Below are 19,907 nucleotides of genomic sequence, written 5' to 3' on the forward strand. Positions count from 1 at the left end.
CCCATGAGTTGTCCATCGTCATCGCCTCCTGGTGAAGGGATGACCCGGCCTGCTGACGGTTCGGCTGATGAGACGGGCGTCTCGTTTCGGTTCGCGGCGTCAGACCAGCCGGGCCGCCTTCCGTCGCGCCTTGGCCGCTGCTGCGGTCGGTGCCACCGCCTTCGGTGCGGCGGTCTTCGGTGCGGCGGTCTTCGGTGCTGCGGTCTTGGTCGCCCGTGCGCCACCGACCCCGGCCGAGCCGTTGACCGCCCGTAGCCGCCGCCGCGTGGTCACCGCGGCCCGGCCCTCGAGGATCGGTTCCAGGAACTGCCCGGTGTAGGACTCGGGCATCGCCGCGACCTGTTCGGGGGTGCCTTCGGCGATGACCAGCCCGCCCCCGGACCCACCCTCGGGTCCCATGTCGATGAGGTGGTCGGCCGACTTGATGACGTCGAGATTGTGCTCGATGACGATGACCGTGTTGCCCTTGTCGACCAGCCCGTTGATGACCCCGAGCAGCTTCTCCACATCGGCGAAGTGCAGGCCGGTGGTCGGCTCGTCCAGCACGTAGACGGTGCGACCCGTTGACCGCTTCTGCAGTTCGGAGGCGAGTTTGACGCGTTGCGCCTCGCCGCCGGACAGGGTCGGCGCGGGCTGCCCGAGCCGCACGTAGCCCAGGCCCACGTCGACCAGCGTCTTCAGGTGCCGGTGGATCGGGCCGATCGCCTGGAAGAACTCCTCGGCCTCCTCGATGGTGGTGTCGAGCACCTCGGCGATGTTCTTGCCCTTGTAGTGAACCTCCAGGGTCTCCCGGTTGAACCGGGCGCCCTTGCACACCTCGCACGGCACGTAGATGTCCGGCAGGAAGTTCATCTCGATCTTGATGGTGCCGTCGCCGGAGCAGGCCTCGCACCGGCCGCCCTTGACGTTGAACGAGAACCGGCCGGGCTGGTAGCCGCGGACCTTGGCCTCGGTGGTGGCCGCGAACAGCTTGCGGATGTGGTCGAACACGCCCGTGTAGGTGGCCGGGTTGGACCGCGGCGTCCGCCCGATCGGCGACTGGTCGACACCGACCACCTTGTCCACGTGGTCGATGCCGGTCACCCGGGTGTGCCGGCCGGGCACCATCCGGGCGCCGTTGATCCGGTTCGCCAGCACCGCGTGCAGGATGTCGTTGACCAGGGTGGACTTGCCCGACCCGGACACCCCGGTGACCGCGATCAGGGTGCCCAGCGGGAAGTCGACGGTGACGTCCCGCAGGTTGTTCTCCCGCGCGCCGACCACGGTCAGCTTGCGTTTCCGGTCGATCGGCCGCCGCACCATGGGCACCGCGATCTCCCGTCGCCCGGAGATGAAGGCGCCGGTCACCGACTCGGTGGACTTCTCCAGCTCCTCGACGGTGCCGGAGACGACGACCTTGCCGCCGTGCTCCCCCGCGCCGGGGCCGATGTCCACCACCCAGTCGGCGGTGCGGATGGTGTCCTCGTCGTGCTCGACCACGATCAGCGTGTTGCCCAGATCGCGCAGCCGGGTCAGCGTCTGGATCAGCCGGTGGTTGTCCCGCTGGTGCAGGCCGATGGACGGCTCGTCGAGCACGTAGAGCACGCCGACCAGGCCCGACCCGATCTGGGTGGCCAGCCGGATCCGCTGCGCCTCGCCGCCGGACAGGGTGGCCGCCGGCCGGTCCAGGGACAGGTAGTCCAGCCCGACGTCGAGCAGGAAGCCCAGCCGCGCGTTGACCTCCTTGAGCACCCGCTCGGCGATCATCCGATCGCGTTCGTTCAGGGCCAATCCGGGGAAGAAGGCGGCCGCGTCCTTGATGGACATGGCGGAGAGCTCGGCGATGTTGATCCGACCGTGTTCGGCGTGCTGCAGACTGACGGCGAGGATCTCGGGCTTCAGCCGGGTGCCGAGGCAGACCGGACAGGGCACCTCCCGCATGTAGCCCTCGTACTTCTCCCGGGCGAAGTCCGAGTCGGTCTGCGCGGCCCGCCGCTCCAGGAACGGGATGACGCCCTCGAATTCGGCGTAGTACGAGCGTTGCCGGTTGTACCGGTTGCGGTAGGTGACGTGCACCTGCTGATCGGACCCGTGCAGAACGGCCTTCCGGGCGGCGGCCGGCAGCTTCTCCCACGGCGTGTCCATGGAGAAGCCCAGACCCTGCGCCAGGCCCTGCAGCAGCCGGCCGAAGTACTCGCTGGTCGTGCCGCCCGCCCACGGCTGGATCGCGCCATCGCTCAGCGACGCCCCCGGGTCGGGCACCACCAGCTCGGGGTCGACCTCCTTGCGGGTGCCCAGGCCGGTGCACTCCGGGCAGGCGCCGAACGGCGAGTTGAACGAGAAGGACCGCGGCTCCAGTTCGTCGATCGCCAGCGGATGATCGTTCGGGCACGCCAGCCGCTCGGAGTAGCGCCGCTCACGATGCTCGTCGCCCTCGTCCAGGTCGACGAACTCGAGGATGACCACCCCGTCGGCCAGCCCGAGGCCGGTTTCCACCGAGTCGGTGATCCGTTGTTTGCCCGTCGGCCGGTTGACCAGCCGGTCGACCACCACCTCGATCGAATGCTTCTCCTGCTTCTTGAGCTTCGGCGGTTCGGTCAGCTGGTGCACCACGCCGTCCACCCGCGCCCGCGAGTACCCCTTGGCCTGCAGCTCGGCGAACAGATCGGCGTACTCGCCCTTGCGCTCCCGGACGACCGGGGCGAGCACCTGGAACCGGGTGCCCTCCGGCATCTCCAGCACGCGATCCACGATCTGCTGGGGAGTCTGCTTGGAGATCGGTTCCCCGCAGATCGGGCAGTGCGGATGGCCGATCCGCGCGTACAGCAACCGCAGGTAGTCGTAGATTTCGGTGATCGTGCCCACGGTCGACCGCGGGTTGCGGGACGTCGACTTCTGGTCGATCGACACCGCCGGGGACAGGCCCTCGATGAAGTCGACGTCCGGTTTATCCATCTGGCCGAGGAACTGCCGGGCGTAGGAGGACAGCGACTCGACGTACCGGCGCTGCCCCTCGGCGAAGATCGTGTCGAACGCCAGGGACGACTTGCCCGAGCCGGACAGCCCGGTGAACACGACGAGCGAATCCCGGGGTATGGAAATGTCGACGTTCCGCAAGTTGTGCTCGCGGGCGCCGCGCACGATGAGGTGGTCCATCACGCAGCACATGCTAGGCGTGGCCACCGACAGTCCCGATCGTCGCAGGTCAGCCGCCCGGCCGGGCCGTGGTCGGGGCGATGTCAGGGCAACTGTCCGACGGATCTGCCAGGGTGGGGGGCATGACCGAAGGACGAGTGCGGTGGGCGCTGGCCGGCTACGGCACCGGCGGCCGGATCTTCCACGCGCCGCTGATCCGGTCCGCGGCCGGCCTGGACCTGGTCGCGGTCGTCACCGGGTCGGCCGCGCGGCAGGCGCAGCTGCGGGACGAGTTCCCGCAGGCGGTTGTCGTGCCGTCGGTGGCCGACCTGCCGGACCTGGGCGTCGAAGGTGTCACCGTCACCACGCCGAGCGCCACCCACGCACCGGTGGCCCACCAGGTGCTCGAGCTGGGCCTGCACGCCGTCGTGGACAAGCCGTTCGCCTTGACCGGCGGGGACGCCGCGGATCTCGCGGCGCATGCCGTCCGGGCCGGCCGGGTGCTGGTGCCCTACCAGAACCGGCGGTGGGACAGCGATTTCCTGACGATCCGGCGTCTGCTGGCCGACGGCACGCTCGGCCGGGTGCACCGGTTCGTCTCCCGGATCGACCGGTTCCGGCCGGTGAAGTCGAGCTGGCACGGGGCGACCGCGGCCGAGGGCGGTGGGGTGCTGTTCGACCTCGGACCGCATCTGGTGGACCAGGCGGTGCAGCTGTTCGGGGAGGTCGTCGCGGTGCACGCCGACCTGCAGACCGTCCGGGACGGCGCCGGAGCCGACGACGAGATAGAGCTGCACCTGGTGCACGCCGGCGGCGTGCACAGCACGCTGGCCGCCGGTCTGGCCTCGGCCGCGCCCGGTCCCCGGTTCCAGGTGAACGGTGACCGGGCGGGGTTCGTGATCGACGGATTCGACGGTCAGGAGGATCAGCTCAAGGCCGGGCACACCCCGGCGAGCCTCGGCGCCGGGTGGGGCGTCGAGCCGGAGTCGGCCTGGGGCCGGCTCTGGGCCGGGATGGATAGCGAGCCGGTGCCCAGCGAGCGCGGGGCCTGGGAGAGCTTCTACCCCGCGGTGGCCGCCGCGGTGCGCGAGGGAGCGGACCCGCCGGTCGCCGCGGCGGACGCGGTGGCCACGGCTCGGGTGCTCGATGCGGCGCGAGAGTCGGCGGTGCGCGGGTCGGTGGTGCGCCTATGACCGGCCCCGCATTGACCGACGTGCCGGCTGGCATCCATGCGGTCCGAGACGCCACCGGCCGGGTGGAGGCCGCGGTCGCCCGATTCCGCGAGGAGCGTGGGCTGGACGCGTTCGCCGCACCGTCGCTGCTGCCGGGTTGGACCGTCGGACATGTGGTGACCCACCTCGCCCGCAACGCCGACGGGCTGCGCCGGGTGCTGGTCGGGGCCCGGGTGGAGCAGCAGTTGCTGCCCTACGACTCGCCGCAGGCTCGGGTGGACGACATCGAACGGGGCGCCGCCCGGAGCACCGACACCATCGCCCTCGATCTGGTCGACGCGGATCGCCGGCTCGCCGAGACGATCGACGAGTTGCCGCCGCCCGCCTGGGCATTCGAGATCGACCTGGGTCGCGGCGGGCCGGCGCCGGCCGCGGTGGTGCTGGCGACCCGACTCGGCGAACTCGAGTTGCATCACGCCGACCTGGGTGTCGACGCGGGACTCGAGCTCCTCACCGATGCGCAGGCCGGTCGGCTGCTGGCCGCCCTCCAACTCTCGTACGTGCGGACCCGGGCCGTGCCGGCGATGACGTTGCATCCCGACGGGGCCGCAGCGATCACCGTCCGTGGAGGTGGCCCGGTGGTGGCCGGCACCAACCTCGGGCTGGTCCGCTGGCTGTCCGGGCGTGGGGACGGTGGCGTCCGCAGCGAGGGTCCGTTGCCCGAGCTGCCATCCTGGTAGGCACGGCGGCCGGATCGCCTCTGGATGAGAGCCGTGGTGGTGCGACGGCTCCCCGGCTCCTACGGTGACGCCATGAGCTCCCCCACCTACACCGGTCATGTCGACGCCAAGGGCGCCCCGTCGACCCGCGACCTGCCCGACGTCACGATCACCAAGCTGTCGGTCGGGCCGATGGACAACAACGCCTACCTGCTGGTGTGCAAGCACACCGGCGAGGGGGTGCTGATCGACGCGGCCAACGACGCGGATCGCATTCTGACGCTGGTCGCGGCGGGAAGTGCGCCCGTCCCGGTCCGCTCGATCATCACCACGCACCGGCACTGGGATCACCACGTCGCCCTGCCGGACGTGGCCCGGGCGACCGGCGCGCAGAACGCCGCCGGCCGGGACGATGCGGACGAGCTGCCGGTCGCCGTCGACCGGCCGCTGGACGACGGCGACACCGTCCCGCTGGGCGACTGCACCCTCGAGATCATCGCCCTGCGCGGGCATACCCCCGGGTCGGTCGCCGTGCTGTATCGGGACCCGCAGGGCCATGGCCACCTGTTCACCGGGGACTCGCTGTTCCCGGGCGGGCCGGGCAAGACCAACAGCCCGGCGGACTTCGGCTCGCTGATGGACGACCTGGAGGCGCGGGTGTTCGGCGTGCTGCCGGACGACACCTGGGTCTACCCGGGGCACGGGGACGACACCACCCTGGGCCGGGAGCGGGCCAGCGTGCCGCAATGGCGGGCCCGCGGCTGGTAGCAGCCCCGTGCCCGGGGACCATCCGGCCGCTCCACGCGGCCGGATGGTCCCTGGGGGAAGACCGTTCGCCGGGTGGTCAGCGGGCCAGCGCCACCGGCTCGGACCCGGTCTCGGACCCGGTCTCGGGAGCCGCCCCCGCGCCGGTGGCATGGCGCCCGACCCGCACCGTGCGCAACCCGACGAACGCCGCCACCCCGCCCGCGGCGACCAGTGCCCCGGCGAGCAACAGACCGGCCCGGTACCCGCCGAGGAAGGCGTCGGTCGGGGTCTGGCCGGCGGCCAGCAGGGCGCCCTGCCGGGCAGTGAGCACCGCCCCGATCACCGTGATGCCCAGCAGGCCGGCGACCTCCCGGGTGGCGTTGAAGATGCCCGACGCCACGCCCGCCTCGCCGCGCGGCATCGAGTCCAGCACGCTGGCGGTCAGCGGAACCGTCAGGCCGCCGCCCACGCCGATCACCGCGAACGCCGGCATCAGCGAGGCGAACCCGGCGTCCGCGCCGAGCAGGCTGACCGAGGCGATCCCGCCGGCCATCAACAGCATTGCCACGGGCACCACCCGGCCGGCCCCGAACCGATGCGAGATCCGCTCGGAGACCACGGCCGACCCGGCCATCAGCAGGGCCATCGGCACGAACGCGGCGCCGGCCTCGGTCGGTGAGAAGCCGAGCACGCCCTGCAGGTACAGCGAGGTGAAGAAGTAGATCCCGAACAGGCCGAACGCCCACATCATCAGCGCGAGCACACCGCCGGTGAAGACCCGCTCACGGAACAGCGAGAGCGCGACCATCGGCTCGGCCGAACGCCGCTCGATCAGCACGAACGCCACGGCCAGGGCGGCCGCGACGGCGAAGCAGCCGAGGATCACCGGCGATGTCCAGCCGCGGTCGTGCCCCTCGATGAGCGCGAAAGTCAGCGCGAACAGCGCGAACGCGGAGGTCAGCACGCCGGGCACGTCGAACCGGCGCGGTGTCTGCGGGTTGCGCGATTCGGTGATCACCGCCGCGGCCAGCACGAACGTCGCGATGCCGACCGGCACGTTGATGAAGAAGATCCAACCCCAGCTCAGATACTCGGACAGCAGCCCGCCCAGCAGCGGCCCGACGGCCAGGGCCAGGGCCCCGACCGCGCTCCAGATGCCGACCGCGGCGGCCCGTTGCCGGCCTTCGGCGAAGGTCGCCGAGATGATCGCCAGGGTGGTCGGGGTCATCAGGGCCGCGCCCAGCCCCTGCACCGCTCGGCTGGCCACCAGCACATCGACGGAACCGGCGAACCCGGCGGCGAGGGACGCCCCGGTGAAGATCGCCAGGCCGATGAGGAAAACCCGCTTACGGCCCCACACGTCGGCGAGCCGGCCACCGGCCAGCAGCAGGCTGGCGAACACCAGGATGTAGGAGCTGACGATCCACTCCATTCCGGACGTCGTCAGATGCAGATCGCGCTCGATCGCCGGGATGGCGACGTTGATGATGTTGTTGTCCAGATAGCTCATGAACGTGGCCAGCGCCACCGCCAGCAGGGTCAGTCCGGGTCGCTTCACAGCTCCTCCTTTACGCCGTACATCTACGCTGTATAGGAAACCTCTACGGTGTAAAGTTGTCAACATGGTTCCGCCCGCCAGTGCTCGGACAGCTCCCCGTAAGGCCGCCAAAGCCGAGGCGGCGCCAAGCCTGTCCCGCGAAGCCGTGATCGACCGAGCCCTGGACGTCGCCGATCACGAGGGCCTGGCCGCGGTGTCCATCCGCCGCATCGCCCAGGATTTCGACGTCACCCCGATGGCCCTGTACTGGCACGTCAAGAACAAGGACGAACTGCTGGCCGCGATGGGCGACCGGGTGATCGACGCCATCGACGTACCCGCCCTGCCGAGTGCCGGCGGCCTGGAACGACTGCGCCCACTCCTGCAGCGCCTGGTCGGGATGCTGGCCCGGCACCCCGGCAGCACCGAACTGGTCCAGTACCGCATCCTGCAGTGCCAGCGCGGGCAACTGCTGGCCGAGCAGGCGTTGACCGTGCTGGCCGAGGCGGGTTTCGATCAGCAGCGGCGGGCCGAGCTCGCCCGCGCCGCCCTGCAGTCGGCGGTGATGCTGGTGGTCGGCGCGCCCGGCGCGGAGATCTCCGTACCGGAACCCGACCGGCAGGCCCTGCGCGAGAGCAAGCGGGCCGCGCTGGCCGCACTGCCCGCCGATCGCTTCCCGCAGCTGGTCCTGTGCGCCGGGGCCATGTTCGAGTGCGACGATCCCGAGGCGTACTACGCCGACGGCATCGAGCTGTTCCTGGCCGGCGTCGCCACCCTCGCCGGCCGGCTGCCCATGAACTGACCGCGCCGGTGTGACCCGGTGCTCATCGACGCTCGCCCTCAGCCCGTTCTAAGATAGTTAGCAACAGTAACTACTTGGAGGGCCCACCATGACGCTCGCCCGCGGGGAAGAAACCACCCCGGCCCACCCGAACGATGTCGCGCCTCCCGCGTCGACGAAGTCCGGGCAACCGATCGCGGTGTGGGTGCTGGCCTTCGCCGCGATGGTCTCGTTCATGGGCATCGGCCTGGTCGATCCCATCCTCAAGTCCATCGCCGCCAACCTCGACGCGACGCCGAGCGAGGTCTCGCTGCTGTTCACCAGCTACCTGCTGGTCACCTCCGTGGCCATGCTCGTCACCTCGTTCGTGTCCAGCCGGATCGGCGGCCGCACGACGCTGATGGCCGGCCTGGTGATCATCATCGTGTTCGCCACCCTGGCCGGGACCTCCGACTCGGTCGCCGCACTGGTCGGCTGGCGGGCCGGCTGGGGACTGGGCAATGCCCTGTTCATCGCCACCGCCCTGGCCGCGATCATCGCGGTCGCCCGCGGCGGTGCGGAACGGGCGGTCACCCTGTACGAGGCGGCGCTGGGCGTCGGCATCTCCGTCGGCCCGCTGGTCGGCGCCTTCCTCGGCACCATCAACTGGCGCGCCCCGTTCTTCGGGGTCGCCGTGCTGATGGGCATCGCACTGCTGGCGATCGCGCTGTTCCTCAAGGACAAGGTCCGGGTCAGCCACGCGATCCGGCCGGCCGACCCGCTCCGGGCGCTCGGCCACGGCGGCCTGCTGGTCCTGGGCATCGCCGCGCTGCTCTACAACGGCGGCTTCTTCGCGGTGCTGGCCTTCACCCCATTCACGTTGCCCTACAGCGCCTTCGGCATCGGCTTCCTGTTCTTCGGCTGGGGTGTGCTGCTCGGCGTGTGCGCCGTCTGGGGGGCGCCGTGGATGCACCGCCGGTTCGGCCTGACCCGCGCGTTCATCATCACCCTCGGCGTGTTCACCGCGATCCTGGTCGCGCTGGCGCTCACGGTGGACAACCACGTCGCCGTCACCGTTCTGGTCATCGCCTGCGGCGCCCCACTCGGCGTGCTCAACACGATGTTCACCGAGGCGGCGATGAACGTCTCCCCCGTCCCGCGCCCGGTGGCGTCGGCCGGGTACAACTTCGTCCGGTTCCTCGGCGCCGCCGCGTCGCCCTGGATCTGCGGGAAGCTGGGCGAGGAGATCGGCCTGTCCGCGCCGTACTGGTTCGGTGCCGCCTGCGTTCTCGGCGGCCTGCTGATGATCATGGTGTTCGGCCGCCGGCACCTCGCCGCGATCAACACGCGACACTGACCGGTCGGCGCAACGACGGCTTCCGCGGCGCGGCGTCCGCGGCGAGGTCGGCCCGCCCACCTTGTCAGGAGCGTGCGACCCGTACCGGACGTACCATTGGCCGACCGGGGTACGGCCCGTTCAGGCCGTGGGCAGATCAGGGCATGTGTCCCGGGCCGCCCCGACGCAAGGGGGAAACAGGATGGCTCTGTCGGATGGCGAACAGCGCCGGCTGGACGAGATCGCGGCCGGGCTGACCCTCGAGGATCCGACCTTTGCGCAACGGATCACCCATGCCGGCCTGCGCCGCCCGCGCATCGTCGTGGCGCTCGCGGTGTTCGTGATGGGCATGGTCGCGCTCGTCCTCGGGCTGGTGCTGACCGACGCGTCATTGATCTTCGGCCTCGTCATCCTGGGCCTCGGCCTGACCGCCATGGCCGGCGGCGTCATCCTGGCGCTGCGGGAGCGTCGCCGGCGCTGAGTTCAGTGTTTCTCGACCATCTGGATCTCCCCGGTGGCGACTTTGCGGTCGTACTGCTTGACCTCCCGCTTGAGTACCCGCGCCAGGATGTACAGCCCGATGACGTTCGGAACGGACATCAGGAAGATCATCGAGTCGGAGAAGCCGATGACCGGGCCCAGGGACAGCATGGCGCCGATGAGGGTGAACGTACAGAAGACCGCCTTGAACACGTTCTCGGCCCGGGCGCTGTCCCCGAAGAGGTAGCCGGTGGCCTTCATGCCGTAGTAGGACCAGGCGATCATCGTGGAGAAGGCGAACAGCGTCACCGCCACCACCAGCACGTACTGGAACCACGGCAGCACCGTCTGGAAGGCCGCGGTGGTCAGACCGACGCCACCGAGTGCAGGCGCGTTCGGGTCGTCCCACACCCCGGTGATCACGATGGTCAGCGCGGTCATGGTGCAGATGACGATGGTGTCGATGAACGGTTCGAGCAGGGACACGTAGCCCTCGGTGGACGGCTGCTTGGTTCGCACCGCCGAGTGGGCGATGGACGCCGAACCGACGCCGGCCTCGTTGGAGAAGGCGGCCCGCTGGAACCCGACGATCAGCACGCCGATCATGCCGCCGGTGATGCCCTCGGGTGCGAACGCACCGGAGATGATTGCACCGAATGCCGCCGGGACCGCGCCGATGTTGACGACGATGACGATCAGGCAGGCCGCGACGTACACGACCGCCATGAACGGGACGACCTTGTCGGTGACCCGGGCGATCGACTTGATACCGCCGACGATGACAGCCGCGACCAGGATCGCGAAGACCAGGCCGATGGCCCACCGGTAGCCGTCGAGGGCGCCGCCGGAGACGTCCACGATCAACGCGGTCGCCTGGTTGGACTGGAACATGTTGCCGCCGCCCAGCGAGCCACCGATGCAGCAGACCGCGAATACGGCGGCGAGGATGGCGCCGAGCCTGGGGTTGGCCACCTTGCCGACCCCGTCCCGCAAGTAGTACATCGGGCCACCGGAGACCGTCCCGTTCGGGTGCTCCTTGCGGTACTTCACGCCCAGCGTGCACTCGGCCATCTTCAGGCTCATGCCGAAGAAGCCGGCCACGATCATCCAGAAGGTCGCGCCCGGACCACCGATGCTGATGGCCACCGCGACACCGGCGATATTCCCCAGTCCGACGGTTCCGGAGACCGCCGTCGCCAACGCCTGGAAATGCGAGACCTCCCCCGCATCTTCGGGTTTGGAGTAACGCCCACGGACCAGGTCGATCGCGTGCTTGAATCCGGTGACGTTCTTGAAGCCGAGGTAGATGGTGAAGAAGATGGCGCCGGTGATCAGCCAGACGACGATCACCGGGAAACCGACGCCGAGGAGCGTGAACTCGTAGAAGACGAGTCCGGTGAACCACTCGGCGATCGGCCCGACCGCCTCGTTCACCGTCTGGTCGAAACCCGACGGCTCGGTCTCCTCGGCCGCAGCCAGCACCGTGCTCATGGGACCACCGTCACCGGAACCGGCGCCGCCGCGATCAGTCGCGCCGGTACGCTGCCGAAAAGAAGGTGCTTGACCCGGCTCTCACCGGTCCGGCCGATCACGATGTGTGACATCTTGCGCTCCTCCGCAACGTCCACCAGAAGGTCCACCGGGTGGGCGTGGGTGACCAGCCCGTCGGCCGGTACGCCCGCGACCGCCGCCCGGGCCATGGCCGGTTCGAGCAACTGTTCTCGCGCCGCCGCCAGTTCCTGGTCCCGGACGGCCGCCCGACGGTCGTTCTCCTCGGCCGTGGTGAACGAATAGGGCGACCAGGGGATCGCGTGCACGATCAGCACCGGCACCTTTTCGGCGGCTGCGATCTCCAGGCCGCAGCGCAGGGCGCGCTCACTTGCCTTGCTGCTGTCGATGCCGATCAGTACTCCGGACATTGGCGCTCCTGCCTCGAATCGGTCGTTCCGGGCGGTGTTCGTCAGGCTCGACCCGGCGCGCAGGCCAGGGCTTCTGCCCAGCATGCCTGAATGTGATCGGCATCACTACCCTTCCCGGAAAATCTGTCACGCAGCCGTGACCCATGACGGATGTCATGCCCGAAACATGACGTCCGCCGCCCCGGCGGGCGACGTCACCGGATCATCGTGGTCACATGACCACGAAAGCCCACCCCGCCGACGGCGCCGCGGTTCGACTGACCAAGCTGCACAAGAGGTTCGGGCCGGTGCACGCCGTGCGCGGGGTCGACCTGCTGATCGTCCCCGGCGAGGTCGTCGCCTTCCTCGGACCGAACGGCGCCGGCAAGTCCACCACCATCGACATGCTGCTCGGCCTGACCCGGCCCGACACCGGTGGCGTCCAGCTCTTCGGCACCGATCCGGCGACCGCCGTGCAGGCCGGCCGGGTCGGCGCGATGCTGCAGGCCGGCGCCCTGCTGCCGGACGTGACCGTCCGGGAGCTGGTGGCGATGTTTGCCGGCCTGCACCGGCATTCGATGCCGGTCGCCACCGCGATGGACCTGGCCGGCGTCGGCGACATCGCCGGGCAGAAGACGCAGAAGCTCTCCGGCGGGCAGGCCCAACGGGTCCGGTTCGCGCTCGCCCTGGTGCCGGACCCGGACCTGCTGGTACTCGACGAGCCCACCGCGGCCATGGACGTCGAGGTGCGACGCTCGTTCTGGGCGTCGATGCGTCGGTTCACCGCGACCGGGCGCACTGTGCTGTTCGCGACCCACTACCTCGAGGAAGCCGACCAGTTCGCCGACCGGGTGGTGGTTCTCGCCGGCGGGATCGTCGTCGCCGACGGCACCGGCGCGCAGATCAAGTCCACCGTCGCTGGCCGCACGGTTTCGGCCGTCGTGGATGGCGCGGACATCGACGATCTGGCCCGCCTGCCCGGGGTCCTCGGTACCGAACGACCGGCCACCCGAACCCTGCTGCGCTGCAACGACTCCGACTCCGCACTTCGGGCGTTGCTGGCGCAGTACCCGCAGGCCCACGACATCGAAATCGCTGCCGGCAATCTCGAGGACGCGTTCCTGGAACTGGTTGCCGCCTCCCGTCAGGAGACCGTCCGATGAGTACCGCCGTCCCGGCCGTGGCCATGACCGCCCGCTACGCACTGACCTCCACCCGGCTCGCGTACCGCAACGTGCGTTTCCTGGTGTTGACGGTGGCCCTGCCGCTGCTGCTGTTCCTGTTGTACGCCAACCTGTATCAGGGCCAGGACGCGGGCGACGGGCTCACCGTCGTCGCCTACCTGATGGTCTCGATGGCCTCGTTCGGCTGCATCGGCGCGGCCATCAACACCGGCGCCCGGATCGCGATCGAACGGCAGGTCGGCTGGAACCGGCAACTGCGGTTGACCGCCCTGCCCGGGTCGTCGTACCTCGTGGCCAAGGCGATCGTCTCGATGCTGGTGACGCTGCCCGCGCTGCTGCTGGTGTTCCTGGCCGGTGCCACCATCGGCGCCGTGCAGCTGACCGCCGGGCAGTGGATCGGCACCGGGTTCGCCGTCTGGCTGGGCCTGATCCCGTTCGCGGTGCTCGGGCTGGTCATCGGGTTCGCCGGCACGGTCGACACGGTGCAACCGATCTCGATGATCACCTACCTGGGCCTGTCCATCCTGGGTGGCCTGTGGTTCCCGGTGGAGGCGTTCCCGGCGTTCCTGCAGCAGGTCGCGAAGGTGACCCCCTCCTACTGGCTCGCCGACCTGGGCCGATCGGTCCTCGCCGGCCAGGGAGTGCCGGTGGACGCGGTGCTGGTCCTGGCCGCCTGGACGCTGGTGCTCGGGGTCGTCGGGGTGTGGGCGTACCGGCGCAGCGGCAGCAAGGTCTGATGCTGCGGTCGCATGACGAGGGAGGATGGGCCCGTGACACAGATCGATCCGGCCATCCCCGACCGCCGGATGAACGGCCGGCGACGATGGGAGCTGGGCGGCGTCATCGCCCAGGTCTTCCTGATCACGGTGTACGTCGCGGTCGCCACCGCCCCGGATGTCCCGGTCTCGACCAAGGCGTGGTCGTTGACGCTCCTCGCGGCCTTCACCCTCTTCTACATCTTCGTGCCGGGCCGCTGCCTGTTCAGCCCGTTGCCGGTGAAGCTGGCCGTCGTCGGCGTGCTGGTGGTTCTCCCGGCCGCGCAGCTGCCGGTACTGGGATCGACGGCCGCCACGCTGTGGATCTACCCCGCGGTCGTCGCCGGCTTCCTGCTCCGCACCTGGGTGGGGATGAGCCTGGGCATCCTGCTGGCCGGGGGCATGCTCGCGGTCGACCTGTTGTTCGATGACCCGCTGAGCTGGGAGCTCGCCCTGACGATCGTCGCGATGACGGCATTCATGACCGGATTCGTCGGCAACATCCGGCTGAACCGGGAGCTGCAGCTCACCCGGGAGGCGTTGGCGGTCGCCGCGGTGGCCGCCGAGCGGGAACGGATCGGCCGGGACCTGCACGACATCCTGGGGCATTCGCTCACCGCGATCGCAGTGAAGGCCGGGCTGGCCCGCCGGCTGGTCGGCCGGGACGATGCGGCCGCGGTCACCGAGATCGGCGAGGTGGAGCAACTGGCCCGGGACGCCCTGGCCGACGTGCGGGCGACCGCCTCCGGCTTCCGGGAGGTATCCCTGGCCGGCGAGCTCGCCGTCGCCGGCAGCGTGTTGCAGGCGGCGGGCGTGGCGGTCCGCCTACCGGCCGACATCGACGCGGCGGTCGACCGGATCGACCCGTCGGCGCGGGCGCTGTTCGGTTACGTGGTGCGGGAGGCCGTCACCAACGTGGTGCGGCATGCGCACGCCCGCACCTGCACGATCACCGTCGGTGCCGCGTCGGTGGAGATCGTGGACGACGGCCGCGGTGGCCCGGCGGATGCCGGGACCGGGCTCTCCGGCCTGGCGGAACGGGTCCGGGCCGCCGGCGGGACACTGACCGCCGGACCACGACCGGGTGGCGGGTTCACGGTGCGGGCCGCGGTCCCGATGCCGGCTCGAGCCGGCCGATGATCCGGGTGCTCGTCGCCGACGACCAGGCGCTGATCCGGGGCGCGTTCGCGACCCTGATCGACCTGGAACCGGACATGACGGTGGTCGCCCAGGTCGGCACGGGGGACGGCGTGGTGCCGGCGGCGCTGCGCGAGCGACCGGACGTGGCCCTGCTCGACGTGCAGATGCCGGGCCTGGACGGGCTGGCCGCCGCGGCGATGCTCGCCAGCCGGGTGCCGGCGTGCCGGGTGGTCATCCTGACCACCTTCGGCCGGCCGGGCTACCTGCGCCGGGCGATGGAGGCCCGCGCGGCCGGGTTCATGGTCAAGGACGCCCCGCCCGAGACGCTGCTCGACGCGATCCGCCGGGTGCATTCGGGGCTGCGGGTCGTCGACCCGGACCTGGCCGCCGAGAGCCTGGCCCTGGGCGATTCCCCGTTGACCGGCCGGGAGCGGGACGTGCTGCTGGCCACCGCGGACGGCGGCACCGTCGGGCAGATCGCCAAGCGGCTGTTCCTGTCCGAAGGCACCGTCCGCAACCACCTGTCGTCGGTGATCGGCAAGACCGGGGCGGCGACCCGGGCGGACGCGTTGCGGATCGCCACCGAACGCGGCTGGATCTAGCCGTCCGTCCGCGCCTTGGCGCTCGCCCGGTCGTTCGCCTTCTGCAGCGCATCGACGAGCTCGTCCTTGGACATGGTCGAGCGCCCCTCGATGTTCAGGCGCCGGGCCAGCTCGTACAGGTGCTCCTTGGTGGCATTGGCGTCCACGCCACCGGCGGTGGGATGCGGATCGTCCCGGCCGCCCTCGGCGTGCGCGTCCGACGGCCCCCACTCCGGTTTGGGCTCCCAGTGGTCGCCGACCTTCTCGTGGGTGTGCTTGAGCGCGGCGAAGGCCGTCTGGTGGGCGCGCTGCTCATCGCCGTCGTACTGCTCGATCGCCGAGTCGTAGGTCTGCGCGAACGTCCGCCGGGCCTTCTCGTCGGAGCGTCGGAGGGTGCTGGGCAGCTCCGCCGCGATGGCGTCGCCGCGTTCGGTCGACTTGGGCATGCCGGTCAGGTACCCACCGGGCGCGGCGGCGACGCGCCCGCGGCCCGGGCGTTCCTGACGCTCTCGCCGGTGGAAACGCCTCCGCGGAAACGTGACCGATATGTCGTTGACGTTTCCGATATATCGGTCACGTCTCCGCGGGAACCGCCGAGCCACTGTCGGACCCGGTTCGTAGCCTCTGACCCATGGCATACACATTTCAGGTCGCCGTCGACAGCTCCGATCCGCACGCCCTGGCCGATTGGTGGGCCGATGCGCTGCACTGGGACGTCGAGCCCAGCAACGAGGAGTTCATCCGCACGATGGTCGCCGCCGGGCACGCCAGAGCGGGACGTGCTGCTGGCCACCGCGGACGGCGGCACCGTCGGGCAGATCGCCAAGCGGCTGTTCCTGTCCGAAGGCACCGTCCGCAACCACCTGTCGTCGGTGATCGGCAAGACCGGGGCGGCGACCCGGGCGGACGCCCTGCGGGTGGCGACCGAACGGGGCTGGATCTAGGGGTGTCCTGTGCTCGATGGTGGCCCGTTCGCAAGCTGGCCAACTAGTCGTCCGGGCGGTCCTGCGCCAGCGCCCGGGCGCTGGCCCGATCGTTGGCCTTCTGCAAAGCCGCGACAAGCTCGTCCTTGGTCATGGTCGAGCGCCCCTCGATGTCCAGCCGCCGGGCCAGCTCGTAGAGGTGCTCCTTGGTGGAATTGGCGTCGACGCCGCCCCGGCGGTGCGGGTGCGCCGATCGGCGTGCGCCGGACCGCCCCATTCCGGCGGCTTCCCCGGTCGCCGACCTTTTTCGTGGGTGTGCTTGAGCGCGGCGAACCCCACTGATGGGCCCGCTGCTCGTTGGGCTCCCAGTGGTCTGCGCGACCTTCTCGTGGGTTGTGCTGGAGCGCGGCGAAGGCCGTCTGGTGGGCGCGCTGCTCATCGCCGTCGTAGCAGGGCGGCGATCGCCCCGCCGGCGACGACGGCTCCCATCGCCGCGGATCCGCCCCCGCCCACGGCCACCAGCGGGGAGAGACCAGGATTCCCCCGCCGAACATGCAGGCCCCGAGCACCGCGATCACCCCGAGACCGGCGGGGCGGCGGCCGAGCTGACCGCCCTGGCCGGGGTGCTGGCCGGTCGCATCCGCAGCGGCGACCTGGACCTGGCGCTGGTCGGCCTGTTCGCCGATCAGATCTCGCCCGATCTGGCCCATCGGGTGCTGACGGTGGAGCCACTGGTCGCCACCCTGCCGATCGGTCATCCACTGGCCGGCTCGGCCGATCGGCTGGACCTGCGGGAGCTCGCCGGGGTGGAGTTCGGGGAGATGCGGCCCGAATCCGGCCTGCGCCGCCAGGTCGACGCCGCCGTCGAGCGGGCGGGCATTGTGCGATCGGTCGCGTTCGAACTGAGCACGTCGGACAACGTGGTCCGCTTCGTGCAGCTCGGCTTCGGGGTAGCCCTGGTTCCGTTGTCGGCGCAGGGCCGGCCGGTGGTGGTGCGGCCGCTGACCGACGCCACGGCGCGGCACCCGGTGAGAGCTTGATCCATCGGTCGCCGGCGCCGTCGGCGCCCGCCGCGCGGGCGTTCCTGGACCTGCTCGCCGGTCCGAACGTTGCCGCGGGAACGATCGATCGGAAACGTGAAAGATAGATCACTGACGTTGCCGCGGCAACGACCGCACCGCTGTCGGACCCCCTTCGTAGCCTGTCCCCCATGGCATACACATTTCAGGTCGCCGTCGACAGCTCCGATCCGCACGCCCTGGCCGATTGGTGGGCCGATGCGCTGCACTGGGACGTCGAGCCCAGCAACGAGGAGTTCATCCGCACGATGGTCGCCGCCGGGCACGCCGCCGAATCGGACACCACGACCCATCGCGGGGTGCTGGTCTGGCGCGCGGGTCAGGCGATCACCAATCCCGACGGCGGCGCGCCGCGGGTCCTGTTCCAGCTCGTCCCGGAGGCGAAGACGGTGAAGAACCGGATGCACCTGGACATCCGGGTGGGTGAGGAGAACGTGGAACAGGAGGTCGAACGGCTGACCGCAGCCGGAGCGCGGGAACTCTGGCGGGGACGGCAGGGCCCGCACTGGTGGGTGACCATGGCCGACCCGGAGGACAACGAATTCTGTGTCAGCTGAGCTCCTCGGCGAACCAGCGGACGATCTCCTCCCCGGCGAGCACACCGAAGTTCGCGGTGACCCGGACATGCGGCGCGTGCCAGCCGCTGTCGAACAGCTCGCCGTGCGCCGGCCGGATCCCGTCGTCGGCCAGGGCGAGCATCCCGGCATCCAGGGCTCCGTCGCCGGCGGCCAGCAGCCGGCGGCCGCCGACCCGCCGGCACACCTCGGCGATCGCCGCCTCCTTGGTCAGCACGGCGGGCAGCGCGTAGATCTTGCGGCCCTGCATCGACACCACCCAGTCCCGGTCCGCGCACCACCCGGTCAGGTCGGCCACGAAACCCCTGGGCAAGGAGGCGGTCTCCACCACGAGGTAGCAGAACAGGTCGTCGGCGATCCGTCGGCTGCGCACCCAGCAGTCGTCGGTCAGGCCGTCGACGTGCGCCACCACCTCGGCGAGCGTCGCTGCGGCCGCCGCGATGCGCTCCTGCACCCCGGCCCGCCACCCGCGATCCGGCACCCCGTCGACCAGGATGTGCCCGCCGTTGCTGACCACCGCGAACGGCGCCGGGCCGCCGGGCAGCTGCACCCTCCCGTACTGGGCCGGCGTGCGGGTGGTGGTCGGCACCAGCACCGACGCGGACCGCACCCGCGCCAACCCGGCGTGCGCCGCGGCGGTCATGAACGACTGAGGGTGCTCGTCCAGCACTTCCACGCACACCAGCTCGGTATCGGACGAGCCGGCCGCGGACGCCGAGTAGATGAGCGTGCGATCCAGATCGGAGGCGACCACGGTCGTCATGCCGGTCAGCCCTCACCGGTTTCGGCGCCGACCCGGCGCACCAGGCCCACGCAGGAGTAGGCCAGGTCGGGCACCACCTCGACGGGCACCCCGCGGTCCGCGGCCAGCAGCCGCAGATGCTCGTGGTCCGGATGATCCGGCTCGCGCACGAGGATCTTCCAGGGAACGCGGCGCAGCAGCACCCGGGTCGCCTCGCCGACGCCGGGCTTGACGAAGTTGACCGAGTCGATGCCGTACCGCTCCCGGATCGCCTCGACGGCCGCCCACCCGGCGAAGGTCACCGCCCGGTCCGACCCGGCCAGCGCCGGCCCGTCGGCCCGCACCCGGGCGGCGACCTCGTCGAACCGGGCGCTGACCGCATCCAGGAACACCCCGGACACATCGCGATCGCCGAGCTCCGCGTAGAACTTCGCGCCGTGGAAATCACCGGGGCCGATCAGGTCCCGGTTCAGCACGGTCCGGGACACCAGACCGGAGACGGTCGAGTTCAGGCACGCCGACGCGATGAGGAAGTCGTCCCGGGTGCCGAAGGTACGCACGCAGTGCCCCGGGTCGGCGAGCACGGCCAGATCGTCGGAGAACGCCGGTCCGCCGGCCGCCCGGACCGCGTCGAGTGCCGCGGTCAGCTCCCGGGCGATCGCCCCCTTACCGGTCCAGCCGTCGACGAACACGACGGACGCCGGGTCGTGCCGGGTGGCCAGGTACCGCAGCGCGACCCGGTCGATCCCCCGCGCCCGGACGATCGACACCGCGTAGTGCGGGAGGTCCAGGCCGTGGAACCGCCGCGCCCAGCGCCGCATCAGGATGCCGATCGGGGTGCCGGCCCGGGCCAGCGAGGCGAGCACCACGCCGGGTCCGCGTTCGGCGAGCACCAGTTCGGTGACCGCGCCGACCGCGTACGCCAGCCGCGCCGCCGAGCCGGCCAGGATCGTGTCGAACAGCGCCTGGTAGGCCGGGTCGGGCTGGTATTCCACCGGCAGTGATTCGGCGTAGTGCGCGCGGCCGGCCTGGATCTCCGCCTCGCGATGCGCGGGGTCCGCCTCCAGGTCGACCGCGGACAGGTCGGTCAGCAGCCAGGACACCTCGTCCGGCCGGTAGCTGCCGAACGCCGGTCCGGTCAGCGGCACCGGCAGGGCGGTGACCG

At 70.8% G+C, this 19,907-nt stretch carries 20 protein-coding genes and 2 pseudogenes; 14 read left to right on the top strand and 8 right to left on the bottom strand.

Annotated elements, in window-relative coordinates; all coding sequences use genetic code 11:
- Positions 1-99: 99 nt before the first annotated feature.
- A complete protein-coding gene (gene uvrA, locus ACILSK_RS16105) occupies positions 100-3,138 on the bottom strand; it encodes an excinuclease ABC subunit UvrA (protein ID WP_395728184.1) in 3,039 nt (1,012 codons plus the stop codon).
- A gap of 119 nt (positions 3,139-3,257) precedes the next feature.
- Between uvrA and ACILSK_RS16110 the strand changes: the two genes are divergently transcribed.
- The 3 genes from ACILSK_RS16110 (at position 3,258) to ACILSK_RS16120 (ending at position 5,773) form a co-directional block, all read left to right on the top strand.
- Positions 3,258-4,307: a Gfo/Idh/MocA family oxidoreductase gene (locus ACILSK_RS16110; RefSeq protein ID WP_395728185.1), complete on the top strand. Its 1,050-nt coding sequence runs from the start codon at positions 3,258-3,260 to the stop codon at positions 4,305-4,307.
- Complete coding sequence (locus ACILSK_RS16115; protein WP_395728186.1) at positions 4,304-5,026, top strand: maleylpyruvate isomerase N-terminal domain-containing protein; 723 nt, start codon at positions 4,304-4,306, stop codon at positions 5,024-5,026. Before ACILSK_RS16110 ends, ACILSK_RS16115 begins: the two co-directional genes overlap by 4 nt.
- A gap of 72 nt (positions 5,027-5,098) precedes the next feature.
- Positions 5,099-5,773 (top strand): MBL fold metallo-hydrolase, encoded by a 675-nt coding sequence (locus ACILSK_RS16120; RefSeq protein WP_395728187.1) that lies wholly within the window; start codon positions 5,099-5,101, stop codon positions 5,771-5,773.
- Between the two features lie 76 nt (positions 5,774-5,849).
- Here the strand turns inward: ACILSK_RS16120 and ACILSK_RS16125 are convergent, their stop codons facing one another.
- Complete coding sequence (locus tag ACILSK_RS16125) at positions 5,850-7,310, bottom strand: MFS transporter (RefSeq protein ID WP_395728188.1); 1,461 nt, start codon at positions 7,308-7,310, stop codon at positions 5,850-5,852.
- Positions 7,311-7,455: 145 nt separating this feature from the next.
- Between ACILSK_RS16125 and ACILSK_RS16130 the strand changes: the two genes are divergently transcribed.
- The 3 genes from ACILSK_RS16130 (at position 7,456) to ACILSK_RS16140 (ending at position 9,866) form a co-directional block, all read left to right on the top strand.
- Entirely contained in the window at positions 7,456-8,091 is a 636-nt protein-coding gene (locus ACILSK_RS16130; RefSeq protein ID WP_395728189.1) for a TetR/AcrR family transcriptional regulator, read from the top strand.
- 88 nt (positions 8,092-8,179) lie between these two features.
- Positions 8,180-9,406 carry an MFS transporter gene (locus ACILSK_RS16135; RefSeq protein ID WP_395728190.1) on the top strand — a complete coding sequence of 409 codons (1,227 nt, stop codon included), beginning with the start codon at positions 8,180-8,182 and terminating at the stop codon, positions 9,404-9,406.
- Between the two features lie 181 nt (positions 9,407-9,587).
- Complete coding sequence (locus ACILSK_RS16140; RefSeq protein WP_395728191.1) at positions 9,588-9,866, top strand: DUF3040 domain-containing protein; 279 nt, start codon at positions 9,588-9,590, stop codon at positions 9,864-9,866.
- A gap of 2 nt (positions 9,867-9,868) precedes the next feature.
- Here the strand turns inward: ACILSK_RS16140 and ACILSK_RS16145 are convergent, their stop codons facing one another.
- Together ACILSK_RS16145 and ACILSK_RS16150 are read right to left on the bottom strand one after the other, a co-directional pair.
- Positions 9,869-11,356, bottom strand: coding sequence for an alanine/glycine:cation symporter family protein (locus ACILSK_RS16145; protein ID WP_395728192.1), 1,488 nt, complete (start codon positions 11,354-11,356; stop codon positions 9,869-9,871).
- Positions 11,353-11,784, bottom strand: coding sequence for a universal stress protein (locus ACILSK_RS16150; RefSeq protein ID WP_395728193.1), 432 nt, complete (start codon positions 11,782-11,784; stop codon positions 11,353-11,355). Before ACILSK_RS16150 ends, ACILSK_RS16145 begins: the two co-directional genes overlap by 4 nt.
- A 215-nt stretch (positions 11,785-11,999) precedes the next feature.
- Between ACILSK_RS16150 and ACILSK_RS16155 the strand changes: the two genes are divergently transcribed.
- Genes ACILSK_RS16155 through ACILSK_RS16170 form a run of 4 tightly spaced genes read left to right on the top strand, consistent with a single transcriptional unit; the run spans position 12,000 to position 15,444 of the window.
- Positions 12,000-12,926 (top strand): ABC transporter ATP-binding protein, encoded by a 927-nt coding sequence (locus tag ACILSK_RS16155; protein ID WP_395728194.1) that lies wholly within the window; start codon positions 12,000-12,002, stop codon positions 12,924-12,926.
- On the top strand, positions 12,923-13,684 hold the full coding sequence (locus ACILSK_RS16160) for an ABC transporter permease (protein ID WP_395728195.1): 762 nt from the start codon (positions 12,923-12,925) through the stop codon (positions 13,682-13,684). The genes ACILSK_RS16155 and ACILSK_RS16160 overlap by 4 nt, the downstream gene beginning before the upstream one ends.
- 33 nt (positions 13,685-13,717) lie before the next feature.
- Positions 13,718-14,842: a sensor histidine kinase gene (locus tag ACILSK_RS16165; RefSeq protein WP_395728196.1), complete on the top strand. Its 1,125-nt coding sequence runs from the start codon at positions 13,718-13,720 to the stop codon at positions 14,840-14,842.
- The gene (locus ACILSK_RS16170) at positions 14,839-15,444 is read left to right on the top strand and encodes a response regulator (protein ID WP_395728197.1); all 606 of its coding nucleotides are present in this window, start codon (positions 14,839-14,841) and stop codon (positions 15,442-15,444) included. The genes ACILSK_RS16165 and ACILSK_RS16170 overlap by 4 nt, the downstream gene beginning before the upstream one ends.
- On the opposite strand, the gene ACILSK_RS16175 is transcribed toward ACILSK_RS16170, so the two are convergent.
- Entirely contained in the window at positions 15,441-15,869 is a 429-nt protein-coding gene (locus ACILSK_RS16175; protein WP_395728198.1) for a ChaB family protein, read from the bottom strand. The two genes, ACILSK_RS16170 and ACILSK_RS16175, sit on opposite strands and share 4 nt — an antisense overlap.
- 185 nt (positions 15,870-16,054) lie before the next feature.
- Between ACILSK_RS16175 and ACILSK_RS16180 the strand changes: the two are divergent.
- Both ACILSK_RS16180 and ACILSK_RS16185 read left to right on the top strand, forming a co-directional pair.
- Positions 16,055-16,196, top strand: a pseudogene (locus ACILSK_RS16180) (VOC family protein); the annotation flags it as partial.
- A pseudogene (locus tag ACILSK_RS16185) lies at positions 16,185-16,367 on the top strand (response regulator transcription factor); the annotation flags it as partial. The pseudogenes ACILSK_RS16180 and ACILSK_RS16185, both read left to right, overlap by 12 nt.
- A 43-nt stretch (positions 16,368-16,410) precedes the next feature.
- On the opposite strand, the gene ACILSK_RS16190 reads toward ACILSK_RS16185, so the two are convergent.
- Entirely contained in the window at positions 16,411-16,623 is a 213-nt protein-coding gene (locus ACILSK_RS16190) for a Rho termination factor N-terminal domain-containing protein (RefSeq protein WP_395728199.1), read from the bottom strand.
- Between the two features lie 346 nt (positions 16,624-16,969).
- Here ACILSK_RS16190 and ACILSK_RS16195 point away from each other — a divergent pair, with 346 nt between their 5' ends.
- Both ACILSK_RS16195 and ACILSK_RS16200 read left to right on the top strand, forming a co-directional pair.
- The gene (locus ACILSK_RS16195; protein ID WP_395728200.1) at positions 16,970-17,386 is read left to right on the top strand and encodes a LysR substrate-binding domain-containing protein; all 417 of its coding nucleotides are present in this window, start codon (positions 16,970-16,972) and stop codon (positions 17,384-17,386) included.
- 170 nt (positions 17,387-17,556) lie between these two features.
- The gene (locus ACILSK_RS16200; protein ID WP_395728201.1) at positions 17,557-17,982 is read left to right on the top strand and encodes a VOC family protein; all 426 of its coding nucleotides are present in this window, start codon (positions 17,557-17,559) and stop codon (positions 17,980-17,982) included.
- Here ACILSK_RS16200 and ACILSK_RS16205 read toward each other — a convergent pair.
- Both ACILSK_RS16205 and ACILSK_RS16210 read right to left on the bottom strand, forming a co-directional pair.
- Positions 17,975-18,763, bottom strand: a complete 789-nt coding sequence (locus ACILSK_RS16205) for an HAD family hydrolase (protein ID WP_395728202.1) — start codon at positions 18,761-18,763, stop codon at positions 17,975-17,977. The two genes, ACILSK_RS16200 and ACILSK_RS16205, sit on opposite strands and share 8 nt — an antisense overlap.
- 5 nt (positions 18,764-18,768) lie before the next feature.
- On the bottom strand, positions 18,769-19,896 hold the full coding sequence (locus tag ACILSK_RS16210; protein WP_395728220.1) for a cysteine protease StiP family protein: 1,128 nt from the start codon (positions 19,894-19,896) through the stop codon (positions 18,769-18,771).
- Between the last annotated feature and the right edge of the window lie 11 nt (positions 19,897-19,907).

Source organism: Nakamurella sp., from assembly GCF_044224575.1.
Taxonomy (GTDB): Bacteria; Actinomycetota; Actinomycetes; order Mycobacteriales; family Nakamurellaceae; genus Nakamurella.

Excerpts from the sequence above, each read along its gene's own strand:
- ACILSK_RS16175 (WP_395728198.1), bottom strand. The coding sequence starts at position 15,869 with ATGCCCAAGTCGACCGAACGCGGCGACGCCATCGCGGCGGAGCTGCCC.
- ACILSK_RS16205 (WP_395728202.1), bottom strand. The coding sequence starts at position 18,763 with ATGACGACCGTGGTCGCCTCCGATCTGGATCGCACGCTCATCTACTCG.
- ACILSK_RS16135 (WP_395728190.1), top strand. The coding sequence starts at position 8,180 with ATGACGCTCGCCCGCGGGGAAGAAACCACCCCGGCCCACCCGAACGAT.
- ACILSK_RS16140 (WP_395728191.1), top strand. The coding sequence starts at position 9,588 with ATGGCTCTGTCGGATGGCGAACAGCGCCGGCTGGACGAGATCGCGGCC.
- ACILSK_RS16115 (WP_395728186.1), top strand. The coding sequence starts at position 4,304 with ATGACCGGCCCCGCATTGACCGACGTGCCGGCTGGCATCCATGCGGTC.
- ACILSK_RS16120 (WP_395728187.1), top strand. The coding sequence starts at position 5,099 with ATGAGCTCCCCCACCTACACCGGTCATGTCGACGCCAAGGGCGCCCCG.
- ACILSK_RS16110 (WP_395728185.1), top strand. The coding sequence starts at position 3,258 with ATGACCGAAGGACGAGTGCGGTGGGCGCTGGCCGGCTACGGCACCGGC.
- ACILSK_RS16190 (WP_395728199.1), bottom strand. The coding sequence starts at position 16,623 with ATGGGGCGGTCCGGCGCACGCCGATCGGCGCACCCGCACCGCCGGGGC.
- ACILSK_RS16170 (WP_395728197.1), top strand. The coding sequence starts at position 14,839 with ATGATCCGGGTGCTCGTCGCCGACGACCAGGCGCTGATCCGGGGCGCG.
- ACILSK_RS16150 (WP_395728193.1), bottom strand. The coding sequence starts at position 11,784 with ATGTCCGGAGTACTGATCGGCATCGACAGCAGCAAGGCAAGTGAGCGC.
- ACILSK_RS16155 (WP_395728194.1), top strand. The coding sequence starts at position 12,000 with ATGACCACGAAAGCCCACCCCGCCGACGGCGCCGCGGTTCGACTGACC.
- ACILSK_RS16145 (WP_395728192.1), bottom strand. The coding sequence starts at position 11,356 with ATGAGCACGGTGCTGGCTGCGGCCGAGGAGACCGAGCCGTCGGGTTTC.
- ACILSK_RS16160 (WP_395728195.1), top strand. The coding sequence starts at position 12,923 with ATGAGTACCGCCGTCCCGGCCGTGGCCATGACCGCCCGCTACGCACTG.
- ACILSK_RS16200 (WP_395728201.1), top strand. The coding sequence starts at position 17,557 with ATGGCATACACATTTCAGGTCGCCGTCGACAGCTCCGATCCGCACGCC.